Origin of the sequence: Halobaculum halobium (genome assembly GCF_030127145.1) — an archaeon.
Lineage (GTDB): Archaea > Halobacteriota > Halobacteria > Halobacteriales > Haloferacaceae > Halobaculum > Halobaculum halobium.
Genome location: NZ_CP126158.1, coordinates 203,928 through 220,738 on the forward strand (window position 1 = coordinate 203,928; position 16,811 = coordinate 220,738).

A 16,811-nucleotide genomic window follows, 5' to 3' on the forward strand; every position below is an offset into this window, starting at 1 on the left:
TGACTGCCACAGGTCCAGTCGCGGTTCCCGGTCACACGAGGAACAGCAGCGCGAGACTGACCAGCAACGCGACCAGCAACACGCTCGTTCCGAACCCGGCGCGCAGGTCGATGTCGGGCCGCTCGTGTGCGCCGTTCGTCAGTGCGTCGTCGCCGGCGATCACGCCGACGGCGCCGATCCGGTCGAGCGTCCCGGCCGGGTCCCGGACGGCCCCCGCGACGGCGCTCGACCCCGCGACGACCGCGCGGTCGACCGCCGCGTACAGCTCGGTGACGCCGACCACGAGCGCCCGCGTACCGTAGAAGCCCGCGCGGTTGTAGATCGCGTCGACGTCGGGCACGCGACCGACCTTCGCGAGCGGCTTCTTCAGGATGACGAAGCCGACCACGCCGAGCGCCGCGAGGATCAGCCCCTCTTCAACGTGAGGGACGGTGTACGTGGTGTATTCGTAGCTGCCGGTGTCCGGAAGCACCGCGAACAGCGCGGGCGGGTAGACGCCAAGCACGACGCACAGGACGGCGACGGTCCCCATCGCGAGCTTCTGGCCGACGTTCGCCGGACGCACGTCGCCCTCGTACTCGCCGTGGAGGAAGACGTAGTAACCCAGCTTGATGAACGAGAGGAACGTGCCGACGCCGCCCGCAAGCAGCAGGTACCAGATGATGTCGTAGTGCTTCTTGTGAGCGGCCGCGAGCACCATCCCCTTGGAGACGAACCCGTTGAACCCGGGGAATCCCGCGATCGACAGCGCCGCGATCAGGAACGCGAACGCCGTGACGGGGAGCTTCCGCCAGAGCCCGCCCAGTTCCTCGAGGTGCTCCTCGCCGGTGCGGTAGATGACGACGCCGACCGTCATGAACAGCAGGCTCTTGTAGAGGATGTGGTTGAAGACGTGACCGAAGGCGCCTGCGGTGGCGAGCGCGCCGCCGAGGCCGACGCCGGCGACCATGTACCCCACCTGCGACTGGATGTGATACGAAAGCAGCCGCCGCATGTCGCCCTGCAGCAGCGCCATCCCCGCACCGAAGACGGCCATCAGCGCGCCCATGTACGCGACCGCGAGTTCGCCCTCCGGGAACGCCCGGAACATGCCGTACACGCCGGTCTTGGTGGTGTACACGCACAGGAACACGCTGGCGGCGATGTGCGGCCGGGGGTACGTGTCGGGCAGCCAGGCGTGCAGCCCGATGAAGCCGACGTTGACGCCGATACCCACTGCCGCGAGCACGGGCGCGACGACGCCGGCCAACCCGTCGCCGGTGAAGACGAACGTGCCCGTCTCCACGTAGTGCCAGATCACCGCCCCGAGTAGGAGCGTGCCGCCGATCCCGTGGAGGAGGGCGTACCGGAAGCCCGCGCGCACGGCGCGGCCGCCGTAGTGCCACACCAGGAGCGTGCTGGTGACGGCCATCAGCTCCCAGAAAAAGATCAGCGTGAGCCAGTCGCCGCCGAAGACCGCGCCGAGGCTGGTGCCGACGTAGCCGAGCGCGAACGCGGTCTGTCGTTCGTCGGCGCCGCTGGCCCACGAGTACAGCACCGCGATCGCGCCGATGAAGCCGAAGATGACGCCCATCAGGCGCGAGAACCCGTCGACGTTGAACAGGACTGCGTCGAAGCCGAACAGTAGCGTCGGGAGGTGCTCGCCGCCGGGCACGAGCCACACGTACGGGACGACCGCCGCGGTCGCGAGCACGCCCAGCGCGTGACCGGCGCGGCGACCCAGCAGGGGGACGACCAGCGCGGCCGCGAGCACGAACAGGAACGGCGGGACCAGCGGGTCGAGCGCCACCATCAGACGCTCACCCCCGTGGCGCCCGCGACGATCAGGCGGACGATCCTGAGGAACACGGCGCCGTCGGGGACGATCCCGAGGACGACAGACCCGAGCGCGGTGACGAGGATCGGTGCGAGCATGAACCACGTCGACTCGCCGCCGGTCCACCCGCGGCGGTCCCAGCCGCCCGCATGGTCGTGGCCGCCTTCGTGGCCGTAGGCGTCGCCGCCGCCGTCCGCGACCGCGTCGGTGTCGGAGGTTTCAGCTTCAGCGACGGCCGCGCGCCCCCACGACAGTCGGCCGCCCAGCGGCCCCCCGACGAGCGGCTTCTCGTCGGTCTCCTCGGGCGACTCGAAGAAGGCGGTGTACACGACCGGCCAGAAGTAGCCGATGTTCAACACCCCCGAGACGAGCAGCGCGACCGCGAACAGCGTCTGTCCCGCCGACACCGAACCGATGAGCAGGAAGTACTTGCTCACGAAGCCGGCGACCAGCGGGATGCCCGCCATCCCGGCCGCGGCGACGGCGAACGCCGCCATCGTCAGCGGCATCCGCCTCCCGATGCCGGCCATGTCGGAGATGTCGTCGGTGTGGGTCTCGACGTGGAGGGCCCCGGCGGCGAAGAACAGGGTGATCTTCATGAACGCGTGCGCCGGGATATGGAGCAGTCCACCAACCAGCGACGTTGGCGCTACCACCGCAAGCCCGAGCACGATGTACGACAGTTGGCTCACCGTCGAGAAGGCGAGCCGGCGCTTGAGATTGTCCTGCCTGAGCGCGATGACGCTGGCGGTCACGAGCGTGAACGCCGCGACCGCCGCAAGCGGCAGCCCCATCCCCAGGTCCGCGACGGCGTCGGGCCCGAACACGTCGAGGACGATCCGGGCGATGCCGAAGACGCCGCTTTTCACGACCGCGACCGCGTGCAACAGCGCGGAGACGGGCGTGGGCGCGACCATCGCGTCGGGCAGCCACGAGTGCAGCGGCATCAGCGCCGCCTTCACCCCGAACCCGGTCGCCAGCAGCGCGAACGCCAGCCGGGCGAACATCGGGTCCGCCGAGGCGAGCCCCTCGATACCGCCCGGGGTGAACGCGACGGTTCCGGTGAGCCAGTAGACGAGCGCGGTGCCAGCCAGCACAGCGACGCCGCCGCCGAACGTGTACGCGAGGTACTTCCGGGCGGCCGAGCGCGCCTCATCCGTCTCGTCGTGGGCGACGAGCGGGTACGTCGCGACGGTGAGCAGTTCGTAGAAGACGAACAGCACCAGCAGGTTCGACGCGAACGCGACGCCGACCGCCGCGGAGACGCTGCCGGCGAAGGCGGCGAAGTAGCGCGTCTGTGCGTGCTCGTCGAGCCCGCGCATGTAGCCGATGCTGTAGCTGCTAGTGACGATCCACAGAAAACTGGCCAAGAGCGCGAAGAGGACGCCCAGCGCGTCCGCTTTCAGCGCGAACCGGGCGCCCGGGAGGAACGCGCCCAAATTCGTGACGTACGTGTCGCCGGCGAGCACGGCGGGCACCATGCTGGCGACGATGCCGAACTTCGCGAGCGCCGCGACCGCGGTCCACGACTCGCGGACGTTCGGCCGGCTGCCCGACAGCAGGATCGGGCCGATAGCGACTGCCGAGACGAGCACGGCCGCGAGCGGTCTGAGTGACGTGATATCGGTCATGAGAGGAGCACCTCAACGGTCGGAGCGAGGGCAGATTCGTACGCCGGGACGGCCGCCCCGAGGCCGACGGCGAGCAGTGCCGCCGCGAGGACGGCGGCGACCATGCCGAGCGAGACGCCGCGGTCGGCGGGGGCGTCGCCGACGGCGTCGTCTCCGCCGCCGTCGGCGACGGCGTCAGCAGCGGCGTCGGTTCCCGCGGGCGCCTCGCGGAAGAACATCCGTTCGAGCAGGCGCGCGAAGTACGCGAGCGTCAACAGCGTCGACAGGAGAATGACGGACGCCAGCGCCCACGCGCCCGCCTCCAGCGTGCCGACGACGATGTACCACTTGCCGAAGAAGCCGATCGCCGGCGGCACGCCGACCATGCCGAGCGCGAGCGCGCCGAAGGCGGCCGCCGCGGTCGGCATCCGGGAACCGAGCCCGTCGTAGTCGGCGACCGAGCGGCCGCCGACGCCGGTGGCGACGAGGCCGGCAGCGAGGAACAGCCCGCCCTTCATCACCGCGTGGCCGACGAGGTGAACCGCTAGTCCGACCAACGCCGTCGCGTTCGTCACCGACAGCGCGGCGACGACGAGTCCGAACTGCGACACCGAGGAGTAGGCAAGCATTCGTTTGATCTCCGTCTGTGCGACCGCGAGGACGCTGCCGACGACGATGCTGACGGCGGCCGTCGCCGCCAACAGCGGCCGCGCGAACGGCACCGCCTCGAGGAACTCCGGCGTGAACACCGTGAGGACGATCCGGACGAGCGCGTACGCGCTGACCGTCGAGACGAGCGAGGCGATGAACGCGCTCACGGAGTCGGGCGCGCCGGCGTACGCCGCCGGCTGCCAGGTGTGAAGCGGGAACATCGCGACCTTGACGAACAGGCCGACGACGACGAACGCGAACGACGCCCGGACGAGCGGCGACGCGTAGCCGACGGCGGCGAGTTCGGTCGACAGATCGGCCATGTTCAGCGTCCCCGTGGCGACGTACGCGTAGCCGACGCCCAGCAGGTACAGGGCGGCGCCGAACGTCCCCACGAGGAGGTACTTCAGCCCGGCGACCGCCGACCGCCCGCCGTCTCCGCTCGCGACGAGCGCGTAGGCTGTCAACCCGGTTATCTCCAGGAAGACGTACATATTGAACGCGTCCCCGGTGACGGACATCCCCGTGAGCCCGGTGACGAGCAGGAGGTACGTCGAGTAGAAGCGGTTCGAGCGCGGGCCGGCGCGGCGCGCGTACGCGAGCACGCCGAGCGCGACGACCGCCACCAGCACGACCATCGACGCCGACAGGCCGTCGACGAGCAGTTCGATGCCGTAGGGGATCGTGAAGTCGCCGACGGCGTAGCTGCCGGGCGCGCCCGAGAGCCCGTCGGCGGCGAACGCGACCGCGCCGGCGACCTGCAGGGCCAGCGTCGCCGCCGCGACGTACCAGCCGGAGCGGGTCCAGCGGATCCCGGCGAGCAGCGATACGAGCGCCCCCACGATCGGGAGCACCACAAGCAGCGCCGGGAGGTCACTCATCCTCGTTCACCTCCGCGACGAGATCCGCGCGGAGCGTCCCGTACTCCCCGTAGATGCGGACGATCAGTCCCAGCGCCACCGCGGTGAGGCTCACTCCGACGACGATGGCCGTCAGGATGAGCACGTGCGGCAGCGGGCTCACGTACGGTCCCGGCTCCGACAATAGCGGCGCGGACGCGCCGGTCACGTACGCCGAGGCGATGAGGAACAGGAAGATCCCCGTCTGGAAGACGTTCAGTCCGATCACCTTCTTGACGAGGTTTCGATCGCCGATCACCATGTGGGCGCCGATCCCGAGCAGAAGGAACGCGACGACGAAGTACGCTCGGTCGACGAGCACGTCTATCACTCCTCCACCTCCTCGGCATCGCCGTTCGCGTGGCCCGCAGCCAGCGCGAAGAACAGGCCGACGACGGTCCCGGAGACGATGATCCCGATCCCGACCTCGACGAGTTCGATACCGTACTTGCTGGAGTGAGCCACCGGGATCGCCGTGTACTCCAGGAACGCCCCGCCGAAGGCGACCGCGGCGAGGCCGATACCCATGAACAGCGCGACGCCAGAGACGACGAGCACCGTGAGAAACGACGACGAGAGCCAATCGCGGGTCGGCCCGACGCCGAAGGCGATGGCTATCATGAGGATAACCGTCCCGACGATGACGCCGCCTTGGAAGCCGCCGCCGGCGGAATCGGCGCCGTGGAACATGATGAACGCGCCGAGCGTGAACACGAACGGCGCGACGATGCGGACGGTCGCCATGATGATCGGGCTCTCGACGTACGGACGGACCGGGCCGTTACTGACCGAGAACTCGTCGTCACCGTCGGCGGTCGACGACGAACTCATGCCAACACCTCCCGGTCGAGCACGACGAGCAGTCCGATGAGCGCGGCGAAGACGACGACCGCCTCCCCGAGCGTGTCAAACCCGCGGTAGGCCGCGAGCACCGCGGTCACGGCGTTCTCGACTTCGGTCTCGGTGTAGGCGTTCTCCAAGTAGTAGTTCGTCACCCGAGAGGTCGCCACCGGCGTCGACGACGAGCCGACCGGCGGGAGTGCCGTCAGCGTCGTCGCCAGTGCTCCCACCAGCAGTCCGGAGACTCCAAGGGCCGCCACGTCGATGTCGACGAACAAGTCGTCGCCGGCGGGCCTCACGGTTTTCGCGATCGTCAACAGGAACAGCACCGTCGTCACGCCGGCGCCGACGGCGGCCTCGGTCAGCCCCACGTCCGGCGCGCGAAGCAGCAGCCAGATGACGGCGATTCCGAGGCTGTAGGCTGCGAACGCGATGATCGACGCGAGTACGTCGCGGAGCAGCGCCGTCGCGAGCGCACAGCCGAGGACGAACGCGAGGATCGTCCACTCGACGGGCGTCACCGGCGGTCACCCCCGTCGGTTGCGGCGCCGTCCGGGTCGCCGCCCGCGGAGTCGCCGCCGGGCGGGTCGCCACCGGAGTGAGTCGGATCGGCGTCGCCGTCCGCGGACCCCTCGGCGTCAGCGTCGGGGTCGCCTGCGGTCCACGGTTCGATGCCCTGGTCTGCGGCCGCCCGCGCGATGGCGTGGGCGGCGGTCGGATTCGTGATGAACATGAAGACGATCAACAGCGCGAGCTTGAGCGTGTCGACGCCCGCGTCGAGCGCGAGCGCGGCCGCTCCGAGCGTGAGCACCGCGCCGAGCGTGTCGCTCTTGGAGGCGCTGTGGGCTCGGGTGTACAGGTCCGGCAGCCGGATCAGCCCGACGGCGGCGACGAACGCGAAGAAGAGGCCGCCCGCAAGCAGCGCGACCACGGCCGCCTCGATACCGGTCACCATCTACAGGACCCCTCCGCGCTCGACGGTGAACTTCGAGATGGCGATGCTCATCAGGAAGTTGAGCAGCGCGTACACGAGCGCGATGTCGAGCGCTCCCGGCGTGTCGGTCGCCGCGGCGATCAGCGCCGCGACCACGACCGTGTTCGACCCGACGACGTTCACCGCGATGACGCGGTCCTGCATCGTCGGGCCCTTGACCGCACGGTACAGCACCACCAGAGAGATGAGGACGAACCCGGCAGCCGCCGCCAGTAGCGCGTCGGTGACGAGCGTCACTCCTCCACCTCCTCGCGCTCGCCCGGCGTCGGGCGACGGGCCGCCGACCGGCCGTAGAAGACGAACCTGACGGCTCGCTCTAATTTCCCGTCAAGCAGGTCCTCGCGAGCGCCGGCGGTCAGCGAGTGGATGGTGAAGTGGCGGCGCTCGACGTCGACGGTCAGCGTCCCGGGCGTGAGGGTGATGCTGTTCGCCAGCGTCGCCGCGGGGACAGTCGACCACACGTCGGCGTCGAACTCGATCAGCTTCGGGTCGATCGGCAGCGACGGGTGCAACACCACGTACGCGATCTGGAGGTTCGCCTTCGCGATCTCCCACAGCAAGAACACCGCATACAGCGACAGCCGACCGAACTGGGCGGCCAGCCGGCGAGGATCGACCGCGCCGGTGAACGAAATGTGCCACAGCGTGGCGGCGACCGCGCCGGCCGACACCGCTCCGGTGATGAGGTCGTAGGGGGCGGTCGACCAGCCGGCGAGGAACAGGTAGAACCCCGCCGAGAGGGCGAACAGCAACAGGAACTGGCCCACGCCGGACCTCCGAACGAGGCGATCCCGCTGCGTCTCGCGCTCGACCGGGGCCTCCTCGACGTCGAGTCCGGTTCCGGTGATCTCTGCCTCCAGCGCGGGCAGCAGCGGCGTCGAGCCGGTCGGGCGGTACTCGGGATCGAGCACGACCTCCCGAACGCCGTGTTCGTCCGCGTACTCGGCGATCGCATCGGCGTAGTCGCCGGGGCTGAACAGGTACTCGTCGGCGCCGACGACCGCGGTCTCGACGGTCACGCGGTCGCCGTTCTCGCCTCGGTCCTCCTCGACCCACACCTCGATCCGGTCGAGCAGGTCGCTCGCGCGGTCGTATTCGTCGCCGACCGTGCCGCGGCTCGACAGCGGGAACACGAAGTGCAGCGTCGACGGCTCGCCGGACTCGACTGCCCGTCGGACGACGTACCCAACCGTGTTCCGGAGCGTGCTCGACTCCTCGACCGGGACAACCACGGCCCCGGGACTCACGGCGTCCCCCCCGGTTCGCGGCATCCGTCCCGATCCGAGCGGATGGGTCGGCGGTAGCTGGTTGGTATCACTGGCTGTTGTGGCGTCGTTGGGATGAACGGATCAAAACCGTTGTGATCCCGGGTACGCGAAATCGGGACGACGGGCGCCGATTTCGGCTGAGTTCGGCCGGGGATCAGCCGATCACCGTCGCCAGTTCGTCGGCGACACGGAGCCCGAGCCCGAGCTTCGATCCGGTATAGGCGTCGAAGCCCGCTCCCTCTCGGTGGACGACGAGCGCCCGGGTGTCTTCCGCGCCCATCACGCCCGCGTCGTTCGCGACGACGAACGCGAGGTCGACGCGTTCCAGCGTCTCGCGCGCCTTGGCGGCGAGCGCCTCGTCGTCGCCACCGGGCTCGGCTTTGAATCCCACGAGCGGGAGGGCCGGGTACTCATCGCGGACCGCATCGAGCAGCTTCGGCGTCGGCGTCAACTCCAGCGTCAGCGACGCCTCGCCCGACCGGATCTTCCCCTCGCTCGGCTCGACGGTGTAATCGGCGATGGCCGCCGCGGAGATCAGCGCGTCGGCGTCCGCACACGCCTCGACGGCCGCGGCGGTCATCTCCGCGGCCGACTCGACGTCTACCACGTCTGCGTACGGCACGACGCCGTCCGCGTGGCCGGCGGCGTCAGCCGCCCCCTCACCGCGCCCGCGTCGTGTAGCAGCGTCACGTCCGCGCCGCGGGCGGCGAGCGCCCGGGCGATCGCGCGGCCGGTCCGCCCGGATGCCCTGTTTGTCAGCACGCGCACGTCGTCGACGGGCTCGCTCGTCGCGCCCGAGGTGACGACGACGCGCCTGCCCGCCAGCGATCGGTCGCTTGCCGCGCGCGCCGTCGCCGTGACGATCGCCTCCTCGGTCGCGATCTTCGCTTTCCCCTCCTCGATCCGCGGGTCGACGAACTCGACGCCCCACGACTCCACGCGGTCGATGGCGTCCAGCACGCCCGGGTGGTCGTACATCGGCTCGTGCATCGCGGGCGCGCACACGACCGGCACGTCGGCCCCGAGCGCCGTCGTCGCGCAGGTCGTGACCGGCGTGTCGTCGACGGCGGCGGCGATCTTGCCGACGGTGTTGGCGGTCGATGGCGCGAGCAGGAGCACGTCCGCCCAGCCGTCGCGGCCGCACAACTCGACGTGCTCGACGCGCCCGGTGATCTCGGTGACGACGTCGTGTTCGGTCGCGAACTCGAGGGCCCACGGGTGGATGATCCCCGTCGCGGCGTCCGTCATCACCGCGCGGACCGAGGCGCCGTGACGCTGAAGCTCGTGGGCGAGTTCGACCACTTTGACGGCCGCGATGGAGCCGGAGACGCCGAGCGCGACGTTGGTGTCGGCGAGGAGATCGCTCATCACGGGTACGGATGCACCGTCGGGTGTTAAATTGTCCTCGGACCGGCTGTGCGGATCCGACGGCGTCGTCGACCCGGTGTTCGGCGGCCACCGAACGCGTTAGTGTTTCTTCGAACCCGGGACACGGGACGCGACCCGAGCGTGCGGTCCGGTACCCGTCTCGGCCGTTTACGAATCCAGGTCTCGCAGCGTGAACCACCAGTCGTACAGCTCGACCCCGTCTTCGTCCGCGATCGACTCGCGCGAGGCGATCCCGTCGACGGTGCTGGGCGGCGGGAGGAGCACGCGATCGTCGAAGAGGTCGTTGTTCGGCCAATCGGCCGGCGTGGCGACGCCCTCCTCGTCGCTCGTCTGCAGGGCGTCGAGGGAGCGAAGGATCTCGTCGATGTTCCGCCCGATCTCCTTGGGGTAGTACAGGATCTGTCGGACGATCCCCTTCGGGTCGACGACGAACACGGCGCGGATAGTTGCGGACCCGCCACCCGGATGGAGCATGCCGAGTCGCTCGCCGACGGTGCCGCCCTCGTCGGCGATGATCGGGAAGTCGATATCCACGTCGAGTTCGTCGGCGATCCATTCGGTCCACTTGTGGTGGGAGTGGACGCGGTCGACCGACAGACCGACCAAGTTCGCATCACGGGCCTCGAACTCCTCGCGGCGCTCCTCGAAGGCCGTGAACTCCGTCGTGCACACGGGGGTGAAGTCGCCCGGGTGACTGAACAGGACGATCCACTCGCCCTCGTAGTCGTCCGGAAGCGAGATCGACCCGTGTGTCGTCTCGACCTCGAGTTCCGGGAACTCGTCTCCGATCAGCGGCATCGTCGTCGCTTGCGGTGTCTCTGTCGACATCCATTCGAGAGGAGGGGTTGTCCAACGTTCAACTTCTCTTTGTCCAACGACAACGTCAGTTCGATGAACGAAAACCGCCGTCGGTGAGGTGGCTTCGAGAGCTGCTCCGCCGATGACCGACACCGTGTGGCACCGATCCGTAGCCAGCCCGAATGGCGCCTGGTCTCAGCTGTCGCCGTCGGTCGACCCACCACCGCCGTCGCTCGTCCCGCCGCCACCGCCGTCCTCGTACCACTCGTCGTCGACGCGCCCGAGGTCGTCGTCGACGAGACTCGGGTGAGTACGCTGGCGGTCGGGGTGCTCCTCGGCGAAGAACTCGCGCATCGTCTCGCGCGACTCGGCGGCGCGACGCTGCCGTTCGGTGCCGCTGATCTCCGCACAGCCGGGCGGCACCTCCCGACCGCGGTCGGTGAAGTACCCCTCGGGGACGACCCAGTCGTGATAGAAGGGTACCTCGGCGTCGTGCAACAGGGTGATCGCCGCCTCGGCGCCGTGACCGGCGGTGACGACCGCCTGGTGATAGCGCTCGGCGATCCGGCCGGCCGCGTACACGCCGTCGACGGCGGTGCGCCCGAGGGCGTGCTCTGCGACGTAGCGCTTGCTCCCGGCGTCGCGGACCTCGACGCCGAGCCCGTCGAGGTAGTCGGCGTCCGCCCACGAGGCGGCGACGACGCGCGCGGCCGTGACCGCGGTTCCATCGTCGACGGCGGCTGTGAACGCGCCCTCCTCGCCGGTGACGCCCTCGACGAGCCCGGTCTTGATCTCGGCGCCGTTGCGCTCGGCCTGCTCGCGGAGCATGTCGGCGAACAGCCTGGGGTTCACACCCGCCGGGAAGCCAGGAACGTTCTCCAGGTGCGCGTTGCGCCGGAGAATCGACTCGTCGCCGGCGACGACGAGCGTCGCGAGGTCTGCGCGCGCGAGGAACGTCGCCGCGGTGAGGCCTGCGACGCCGCCGCCCACGATGAGCGCGTCGTAGTCGGCGTCGGTGTCGAGCGTCGTGTCGCTCATGGCGGCAGGTCAGCTCACGCCGGCTTCAGTACCACGATCCGTCACGGTGGGGGATTCCATCGCCCGTGGGAGCGTGGGAACGCCTTTCGACCCGAATCACGTACCGTGCGGTATGCCTACGTACACCGTGCTCGCGAACGCGAACGAGGCGCAGTTCCAGAACCCGCAGGAACTGGTGTCGATCTGGGGTGATATTCGGGCGGACATCGAGCGACTCGGGGGCGAACTCGGCGAGAGCCACGCGCTCGTCGGGGAGTACGACTTCCAGCTCACGTTCGAGGTCACCGACGAGGAGGCCGCCCTCCAGATCGCGCTCGCCATCGAGGGCCACGGGTTGGACACAGAGACGATGCGCGCGATCCCGATCGAGCGCATGGGCGAACTCGTCGAGGACGTCTGACCGCCGGCGTCGACGGCCGCAGGATCCCGCACACCCCCGCGTCAGTCGTCGGTAGACGCTCCCGGGAGCGTCTCCGCCTGTCGCCTGCGGGCGCGCTCGACGAACTCCTCCGGCAGCGACTCGATCTCGCCGGCCTGCACCCCCCACAGTTTGGCGTACAGCCCGTCGGCCGAGAGCAGCTCCTCGTGGCCGCCGCGCTCGACGACCTCGCCGCCCTCCAGCACGAGCACCTCGTCTGCGTCCTTCACCGTCGAGAGGCGGTGCGCGATGACGAACGTCGTCCGGTCCGCCGCGAGTCGGTCGAGGCTCCGCTGGATCAGCAGTTCGGTCTCCGTGTCGACCGCGGAGGTCGCCTCGTCGAGCACGAGGACCTCGGGGTCTTGGAGGACGACCCGAGCGATGGACAGGCGTTGGCGCTGGCCGCCCGACAGCTTCACGCCGCGCTCGCCGATCCGGGTGTCGTACCCGTTCGGGAGGTTCTCGATGAAGTCGTGGGCCTCCGCGGCCTTCGCAGCCTCGCGTACCGCCCCGTCGTTGGCGTCGAAGCGACCGTAGCGGACGTTTTCGGCGACCGTTCCGTCGAAGAGGTAGGTGTCCTGGCTGACGTAGCCGACAGACTCGCGGAGGCTCCGCAACGTCACCTCGCGCACGTCGTGGCCGTCGATCCGGACCGCGCCGTCGTCCACGTCGTACAGGCGCATGAGGAGCTTCAACAGCGTCGACTTCCCGGCGCCAGTCGGGCCGACGAGCGCGACCGTCTCGCCCGGGTCGACGCCGAAGTCCACGTCACGGAGGACGAGTTCGTCCTCGCCTTCGTAGCCGAAGTCGACGCGGTCGTACTCGATCGCACCTTGCACGTCGTCGAGGGCGACCGCGTCGGGCGCCTCCGTGACCGCCGCGGGGATGTCCTGCAGGCCGAACACGCGCTCGCAGGAGGCCTTGGCGTTCTCGTACTGCGAGACGATGTTCGACACCTCGGCCAGCGGCGTGACGAACCGCTGGGTGAGAAACAGGAACGTGACGAACGTCCCCGCCCGAAGCTCGCCAGTCAGCGGCCCCGGTGCGGTGCCGGAGACGATCCACAGCCCGCCGACCACGAACGTCGTCGCGAACGCGATTCCGGCGAACAGCTCCATCCCGGGGCGGTACACGTAGTTGAGCCGGAGCATCGCGAGCGTCTTGCGGAAGTAGTCGTAGGATGTGTCCTCGACGCGGCTCGTCTCGTAGTCCTCGGTCCCCGTGGTCTTCACCAACTGGATACCCCCCAGGGCGTTCTCCAGCCGGGTGTTGAGGTCGGCGACGGCCTCGCGCTGGGCCGCGTACCGGGGCTCGACCGCCTTCATGAACCAGTAGGTGAACAGCACCATCCCCGGCACGACGACGAGGGTGACGAGCGCCAACTGGCTGTTGCGCTCGAACAGGACGATTCCGATCCCCAACAGCATCACCCCGAGGCGCACGGAGTTCTGGAGCGCGTCGTCGAGGAAGCGCTCGAGGTTCGTCGCGTCGTTGTTGAGGACCGACATGACCTCCCCGGTCTGCTTGTCGTCGAAGAACGTCATGTCCAGGTCCTGCATCTTCGCGTAGGAGTCGGTCCGAACGTCGTGCATGACGCGGTGGGCGAAGTTGTTCGCGGCGACGCCGTACACCCACGTCAGCGCCGCGGTGACCGCGAACGAGCCGACGATCAGCCACGCGGAGAACCAGAACTGCGCCACGTCGGGCGCGGTCGTCGGGAGCCACCCGGCGGGGATCAGCGGCAGCGTGTACGGCTGGTCGCCGGTGAACGCGGCGTCGATGGCGACGCCAAGAACCAGCGGCGGCAACAGGCTCGCGCCGCGGGCGATCACGTTCGCGGTCATGCCGACGAGGAGCCACGGCCACTTGTCGAGCCCGTACTCGGTGAACAGGCGGTACAGCGGCCGGTCGACGCGGTCGCGGTACACGTCGAAGGCGCTCTCCTCCTCGGTACTCATTACGAATCGAAACCCGCGGGGGCGACTTAGGCGAACCGGTGTCGCATCAGGGACCGACCAGCCACAGCACGGGCAACAGCGTCGCCGCCGAGGCGACCGTCGTCGCGAACACGTTGACGGACGCGAGGCCGTCGTCGCCGCCGAGCGCGCTGGCGTACACGAACGTCGAAACGGCGGTCGGCATCGCGAACATGACGACGCCGGCGCGGACCGTCGAGGGAGCGCCGCCGAGCGCAGAGAACGCGGCGAACGCGATCAGCGGCATCGCGAGCAGCTTCGTCCCCGCCACCGTTCCGACGGTGGGGTAGTCGATCGAGACGCCGTCGAGCGCGAGCGAGGCGCCCACGCCAAGCAGCGCGACGGGGAGCGCCAATTCGGCAGCCACGACAGCCCCGTCGCGACCGCCGACGGCGGCGCCCAGCCGACGGCTGCCGAGGCGAGGCCGGCGACCAGCGCGAGGAGGACGGGGTTGCGCCCGAGCGAGACGATCTCGCTCGCCAGATCCGCGTCGGCGTCGTTCACCAGCGACAGGATCGTCACCGTCGCGGGGACGTGGACGAGGGCGCCGACGCCGAGGATCACGCTCGCCTTCCCCGCCTCGACGGCGCCCGCGCCGAAGGTCGCGGCGACCAGCGGGAGCCCGAGGAACCCGAGGTTCGCGTGGTACGACTGGACGACGGCGACGCTTCTGACGGCGGCGTCCGCCCGTCGGCGATGGACGGTCCAGCTCAGGCCGATACCGACCGCAAGCGCGCCCACCACGCCCGCGACGAGTCGGATCGAGAGCACCTCGCCGAGCGGCTGCGCGTACGTCGAACTGTACACCAGCGCGGGCAACGCGAGGTAGAAGGCGGCGTCGGTGAGCGCGTCGCGGCGGCGCGGCGTGAGTAGGCCGACTCGTCGGGCGGCGAGCCCGGCGGCCAGCAGGGCGAGCATGAACGCGAGGTTCGAGGCGACGGACACGGGAGTCGACGGTACTCTGCGGGGGCGAGGGTTTACCGTTGCGTTCCCGGCGAAGCGGGGCTGCCGCGGTCGGCGCCGCTGCTCACTCGTCGATCGCCCGTCGCGGCGTGACACGCGGACCGTTCGGGCCGAAGCCGACCTCGGCCTCGACGCCGAACACGTCCCTGAGGAGGTCCTCCGTGACGACCTCGTCGGGCGGCCCCCACTCGTACGGCTCGCCGTCACGCAGCGCGATGAGGTTGTCCGCGAAGCGTGCGGCCTGGCTGATGTCGTGGAGCACGACGCAGACGGTGATCCCGTGGTCCTCGTTCAGTTCGCGGACGGCGTCGAGCACCCGGAGCTGGTGATGCAGATCGAGGAACGTGGTCGGCTCGTCGAGCAGGAGCGCGTCCGTCTCCTGTGCGAGCACCATCGCGAGCCACGCGAGCTGGGCCTGCCCGCCCGAGAGGTCTCCCACCCGTCGGTCGGCGAGGTGCTCGACGCCGGCGCGCTCGATGGCGCGGTCGACCGCACGGTAGTCCTCCTCGCGCATCCCCTCGAAGAAGCCGCGGTGCGGGTACCGTCCGTGGGTCGCCAGTTCGCGCACCGTCGTCGACTCCGGAGCGACGTGTTCCTGCGAGAGCAGGCCGAGCCGGCGCGCCAGCTCGGTCGTCTCGAACTCCTCGACGTCGCGCCCGTCGAACGCCACCGCGCCGCGGTCCGGGGTGAGCTCCGCGTTCATCGACTTCAGGAGCGTCGACTTGCCGCTGCCGTTTGGCCCGATTAGCGCGGTGATCTCGCCGGCGGGTACCTCCAGGCGCTCGGCCTCGATCACGGGCTCACCGTCACCGTACGAGAGGGCGATGTCGCGGATCGACAGCGGCGGCGAATCGCCGGCGCCGTCGTCCGCGCTCATAGGTCCCCCAGCCCGTCCTGCTTGCGCATCAGGTACAGGAAGTACGGACCGCCGATGAGTCCGGTGACGATACCGACCGGGAGCTGTGCCGGCGACAGGGCGAGCCGGGCGCCCACGTCCGCGAGCGTAACCAGCGCCGGCCCGGCGAAGACGCTCGCGACGACGAGGCGCTTGTAGTCGGAGCCGACGAGTTGGCGGACCATGTGCGGCACGATGAGCCCCACGAAGCCGACGATGCCGGCGACGGCGATCGCCGTTCCCGCCGCGAGCACCGCGACCGCAGACAGCGCGAAGCGGACGCGCTCGACCGACATGCCGAGCGAACGCGCGGTGCGCTCACCGAGCAGCAGGACGTTCAGCTGTCTGGCGCCGACGAGCGTGAGGGGGACCGCGACGAGCGTCCACGGGAGCCCCATCCGCACCTGCTCCCAGTCGACGCCCGTCAGCGAGCCGGTCGTCCACGCGATGGCGGACTGAACGACGCCGAGGTCGTCGGCGAAAAAGAACAGCCCCGTCTGGAGCGAGCCGAACACCGTCGAGACGATGACCCCCGCGAGTACGAGCCGAACGGGGTTCGTCCCGCCCTTCCACGCGATCGCGTACACGAGCAGGAACGCCACCGCGCCGCCACCGGCGGCGATGAGCGGGAGGAGCGTCGTCAGCCCAGAGAAGACTATCAGCGTCAACAGGATCGCCAGCCCGGCGCCGGAGGAGACGCCGAGGATGAACGGGGACGCGAGTTCGTTCCGCGTCACGGCCTGGAACACGGCGCCCGAGACCGCGAGGTTCGCGCCGACGATGACGCCGACGAGCACCCGCGGCATCCGGATCTGCCAGACGATGAGCGTCTCTTTCGGGAGGTCGACGGCGGCGGTGGAGATCCCGAGCGCGCTCGCGACCGCGTTACCGAACCCCTCGCCGAGGAACAGCCGCAACAGCACTTGCGGGTTCGTCCACACCAAGGGATCGAACACCGAGGCCCACGCGGTCGTGATCGACATCGTGAACGTGCCGAAGCTCACCTGCACGAGCCCGGACAGAACCACGACCGCCGTGCTCGCGGCGATGACTGTCAGGAGCGACGTGTCGATCCACGAGAGCGCACTCTCCACCTCGTGGACCGGTCCACCGGCCTTTCCGGCCTCACCTGCCACAGCGACTCCCCACTCGTTGCATAATTTTTAGGGCGGCCTAAGTATTCAAAACCGTTTCGTTCCTCGAGGCGACGCGGGAATACCGAGAGAGCCAGCCCCTTCGAGTTTCGCGGGTGATTC

Annotated in this window: 14 protein-coding genes and 3 pseudogenes; 1 reads left to right on the top strand and 16 read right to left on the bottom strand. The window is 69.6% G+C overall.

The genetic code is table 11. The features are described from left to right. Positions 1 to 31: 31 nt before the first annotated feature. The 12 genes and pseudogenes from P0Y41_RS01120 to P0Y41_RS01175 form a co-directional block, all read right to left on the bottom strand. Positions 32 to 1,792, bottom strand: coding sequence for a Na(+)/H(+) antiporter subunit D (locus P0Y41_RS01120; protein ID WP_284062181.1), 1,761 nt, complete (start codon positions 1,790 to 1,792; stop codon positions 32 to 34). After that, on the bottom strand, positions 1,792 to 3,447 hold the full coding sequence (locus P0Y41_RS01125) for a cation:proton antiporter (RefSeq protein ID WP_284062182.1): 1,656 nt from the start codon (positions 3,445 to 3,447) through the stop codon (positions 1,792 to 1,794). Before P0Y41_RS01125 ends, P0Y41_RS01120 begins: the two co-directional genes overlap by 1 nt. Further along, complete coding sequence (locus P0Y41_RS01130) at positions 3,444 to 4,958, bottom strand: proton-conducting transporter transmembrane domain-containing protein (protein WP_284062183.1); 1,515 nt, start codon at positions 4,956 to 4,958, stop codon at positions 3,444 to 3,446. The genes P0Y41_RS01125 and P0Y41_RS01130 overlap by 4 nt, the downstream gene beginning before the upstream one ends. After that, entirely contained in the window at positions 4,951 to 5,307 is a 357-nt protein-coding gene (locus P0Y41_RS01135) for a cation:proton antiporter subunit C (protein WP_284062184.1), read from the bottom strand. Before P0Y41_RS01135 ends, P0Y41_RS01130 begins: the two co-directional genes overlap by 8 nt. Then, positions 5,304 to 5,807, bottom strand: a complete 504-nt coding sequence (locus P0Y41_RS01140; RefSeq protein WP_284062185.1) for an MnhB domain-containing protein — start codon at positions 5,805 to 5,807, stop codon at positions 5,304 to 5,306. Before P0Y41_RS01140 ends, P0Y41_RS01135 begins: the two co-directional genes overlap by 4 nt. After that, positions 5,804 to 6,337 (bottom strand): DUF4040 domain-containing protein, encoded by a 534-nt coding sequence (locus tag P0Y41_RS01145; RefSeq protein ID WP_284062186.1) that lies wholly within the window; start codon positions 6,335 to 6,337, stop codon positions 5,804 to 5,806. The genes P0Y41_RS01140 and P0Y41_RS01145 overlap by 4 nt, the downstream gene beginning before the upstream one ends. A gap of 116 nt (positions 6,338 to 6,453) precedes the next feature. Beyond that, positions 6,454 to 6,768: pseudogene (gene mnhG, locus P0Y41_RS01150) on the bottom strand (monovalent cation/H(+) antiporter subunit G); the annotation flags it as partial. 3 nt (positions 6,769 to 6,771) lie between these two features. Continuing rightward, the gene (locus P0Y41_RS01155) at positions 6,772 to 7,047 is read right to left on the bottom strand and encodes a cation:proton antiporter (RefSeq protein WP_284062187.1); all 276 of its coding nucleotides are present in this window, start codon (positions 7,045 to 7,047) and stop codon (positions 6,772 to 6,774) included. Then, entirely contained in the window at positions 7,044 to 8,057 is a 1,014-nt protein-coding gene (locus tag P0Y41_RS01160; protein WP_284062188.1) for a monovalent cation/H+ antiporter subunit E, read from the bottom strand. Before P0Y41_RS01160 ends, P0Y41_RS01155 begins: the two co-directional genes overlap by 4 nt. Before the next feature lie 175 nt (positions 8,058 to 8,232). Further along, positions 8,233 to 9,446 (bottom strand): annotated as a pseudogene (gene coaBC, locus P0Y41_RS01165) (bifunctional phosphopantothenoylcysteine decarboxylase/phosphopantothenate--cysteine ligase CoaBC). Between the two features lie 168 nt (positions 9,447 to 9,614). Further along, a complete protein-coding gene (locus P0Y41_RS01170) occupies positions 9,615 to 10,295 on the bottom strand; it encodes a peroxiredoxin (protein ID WP_284062189.1) in 681 nt (226 codons plus the stop codon). A gap of 165 nt (positions 10,296 to 10,460) precedes the next feature. Beyond that, entirely contained in the window at positions 10,461 to 11,303 is an 843-nt protein-coding gene (locus P0Y41_RS01175; protein WP_284062190.1) for an FAD-binding protein, read from the bottom strand. A gap of 112 nt (positions 11,304 to 11,415) precedes the next feature. On the opposite strand from P0Y41_RS01175, the gene P0Y41_RS01180 reads away from it, so the two are divergent. Next, positions 11,416 to 11,703 (top strand): GYD domain-containing protein, encoded by a 288-nt coding sequence (locus P0Y41_RS01180; RefSeq protein ID WP_284062191.1) that lies wholly within the window; start codon positions 11,416 to 11,418, stop codon positions 11,701 to 11,703. A gap of 41 nt (positions 11,704 to 11,744) precedes the next feature. On the opposite strand, the gene P0Y41_RS01185 is transcribed toward P0Y41_RS01180, so the two are convergent. The 4 genes and pseudogenes from P0Y41_RS01185 to P0Y41_RS01205 form a co-directional block, all read right to left on the bottom strand. Beyond that, entirely contained in the window at positions 11,745 to 13,679 is a 1,935-nt protein-coding gene (locus tag P0Y41_RS01185) for an ABC transporter ATP-binding protein (RefSeq protein ID WP_284062192.1), read from the bottom strand. 46 nt (positions 13,680 to 13,725) lie between these two features. Further along, positions 13,726 to 14,642: pseudogene (locus P0Y41_RS01195) on the bottom strand (AEC family transporter). 82 nt (positions 14,643 to 14,724) lie between these two features. Further along, positions 14,725 to 15,537: an ABC transporter ATP-binding protein gene (locus P0Y41_RS01200; protein WP_284062195.1), complete on the bottom strand. Its 813-nt coding sequence runs from the start codon at positions 15,535 to 15,537 to the stop codon at positions 14,725 to 14,727. Continuing rightward, positions 15,534 to 16,691, bottom strand: a complete 1,158-nt coding sequence (locus P0Y41_RS01205; protein WP_284062196.1) for a FecCD family ABC transporter permease — start codon at positions 16,689 to 16,691, stop codon at positions 15,534 to 15,536. Before P0Y41_RS01205 ends, P0Y41_RS01200 begins: the two co-directional genes overlap by 4 nt. Positions 16,692 to 16,811 lie beyond the last annotated feature (120 nt).

What these genes read in the sequence shown, in the direction of transcription:
- P0Y41_RS01125 (WP_284062182.1), bottom strand. Translation starts at nt 3,447, where the DNA reads ATGACCGATATCACGTCACTCAGACCGCTCGCGGCCGTGCTCGTCTCG.
- P0Y41_RS01180 (WP_284062191.1), top strand. Translation starts at nt 11,416, where the DNA reads ATGCCTACGTACACCGTGCTCGCGAACGCGAACGAGGCGCAGTTCCAG.
- P0Y41_RS01130 (WP_284062183.1), bottom strand. Translation starts at nt 4,958, where the DNA reads ATGAGTGACCTCCCGGCGCTGCTTGTGGTGCTCCCGATCGTGGGGGCG.
- P0Y41_RS01200 (WP_284062195.1), bottom strand. Translation starts at nt 15,537, where the DNA reads ATGAGCGCGGACGACGGCGCCGGCGATTCGCCGCCGCTGTCGATCCGC.
- P0Y41_RS01120 (WP_284062181.1), bottom strand. Translation starts at nt 1,792, where the DNA reads ATGGTGGCGCTCGACCCGCTGGTCCCGCCGTTCCTGTTCGTGCTCGCG.
- P0Y41_RS01170 (WP_284062189.1), bottom strand. Translation starts at nt 10,295, where the DNA reads ATGTCGACAGAGACACCGCAAGCGACGACGATGCCGCTGATCGGAGAC.
- P0Y41_RS01175 (WP_284062190.1), bottom strand. Translation starts at nt 11,303, where the DNA reads ATGAGCGACACGACGCTCGACACCGACGCCGACTACGACGCGCTCATC.
- P0Y41_RS01140 (WP_284062185.1), bottom strand. Translation starts at nt 5,807, where the DNA reads ATGAGTTCGTCGTCGACCGCCGACGGTGACGACGAGTTCTCGGTCAGT.
- P0Y41_RS01185 (WP_284062192.1), bottom strand. Translation starts at nt 13,679, where the DNA reads ATGAGTACCGAGGAGGAGAGCGCCTTCGACGTGTACCGCGACCGCGTC.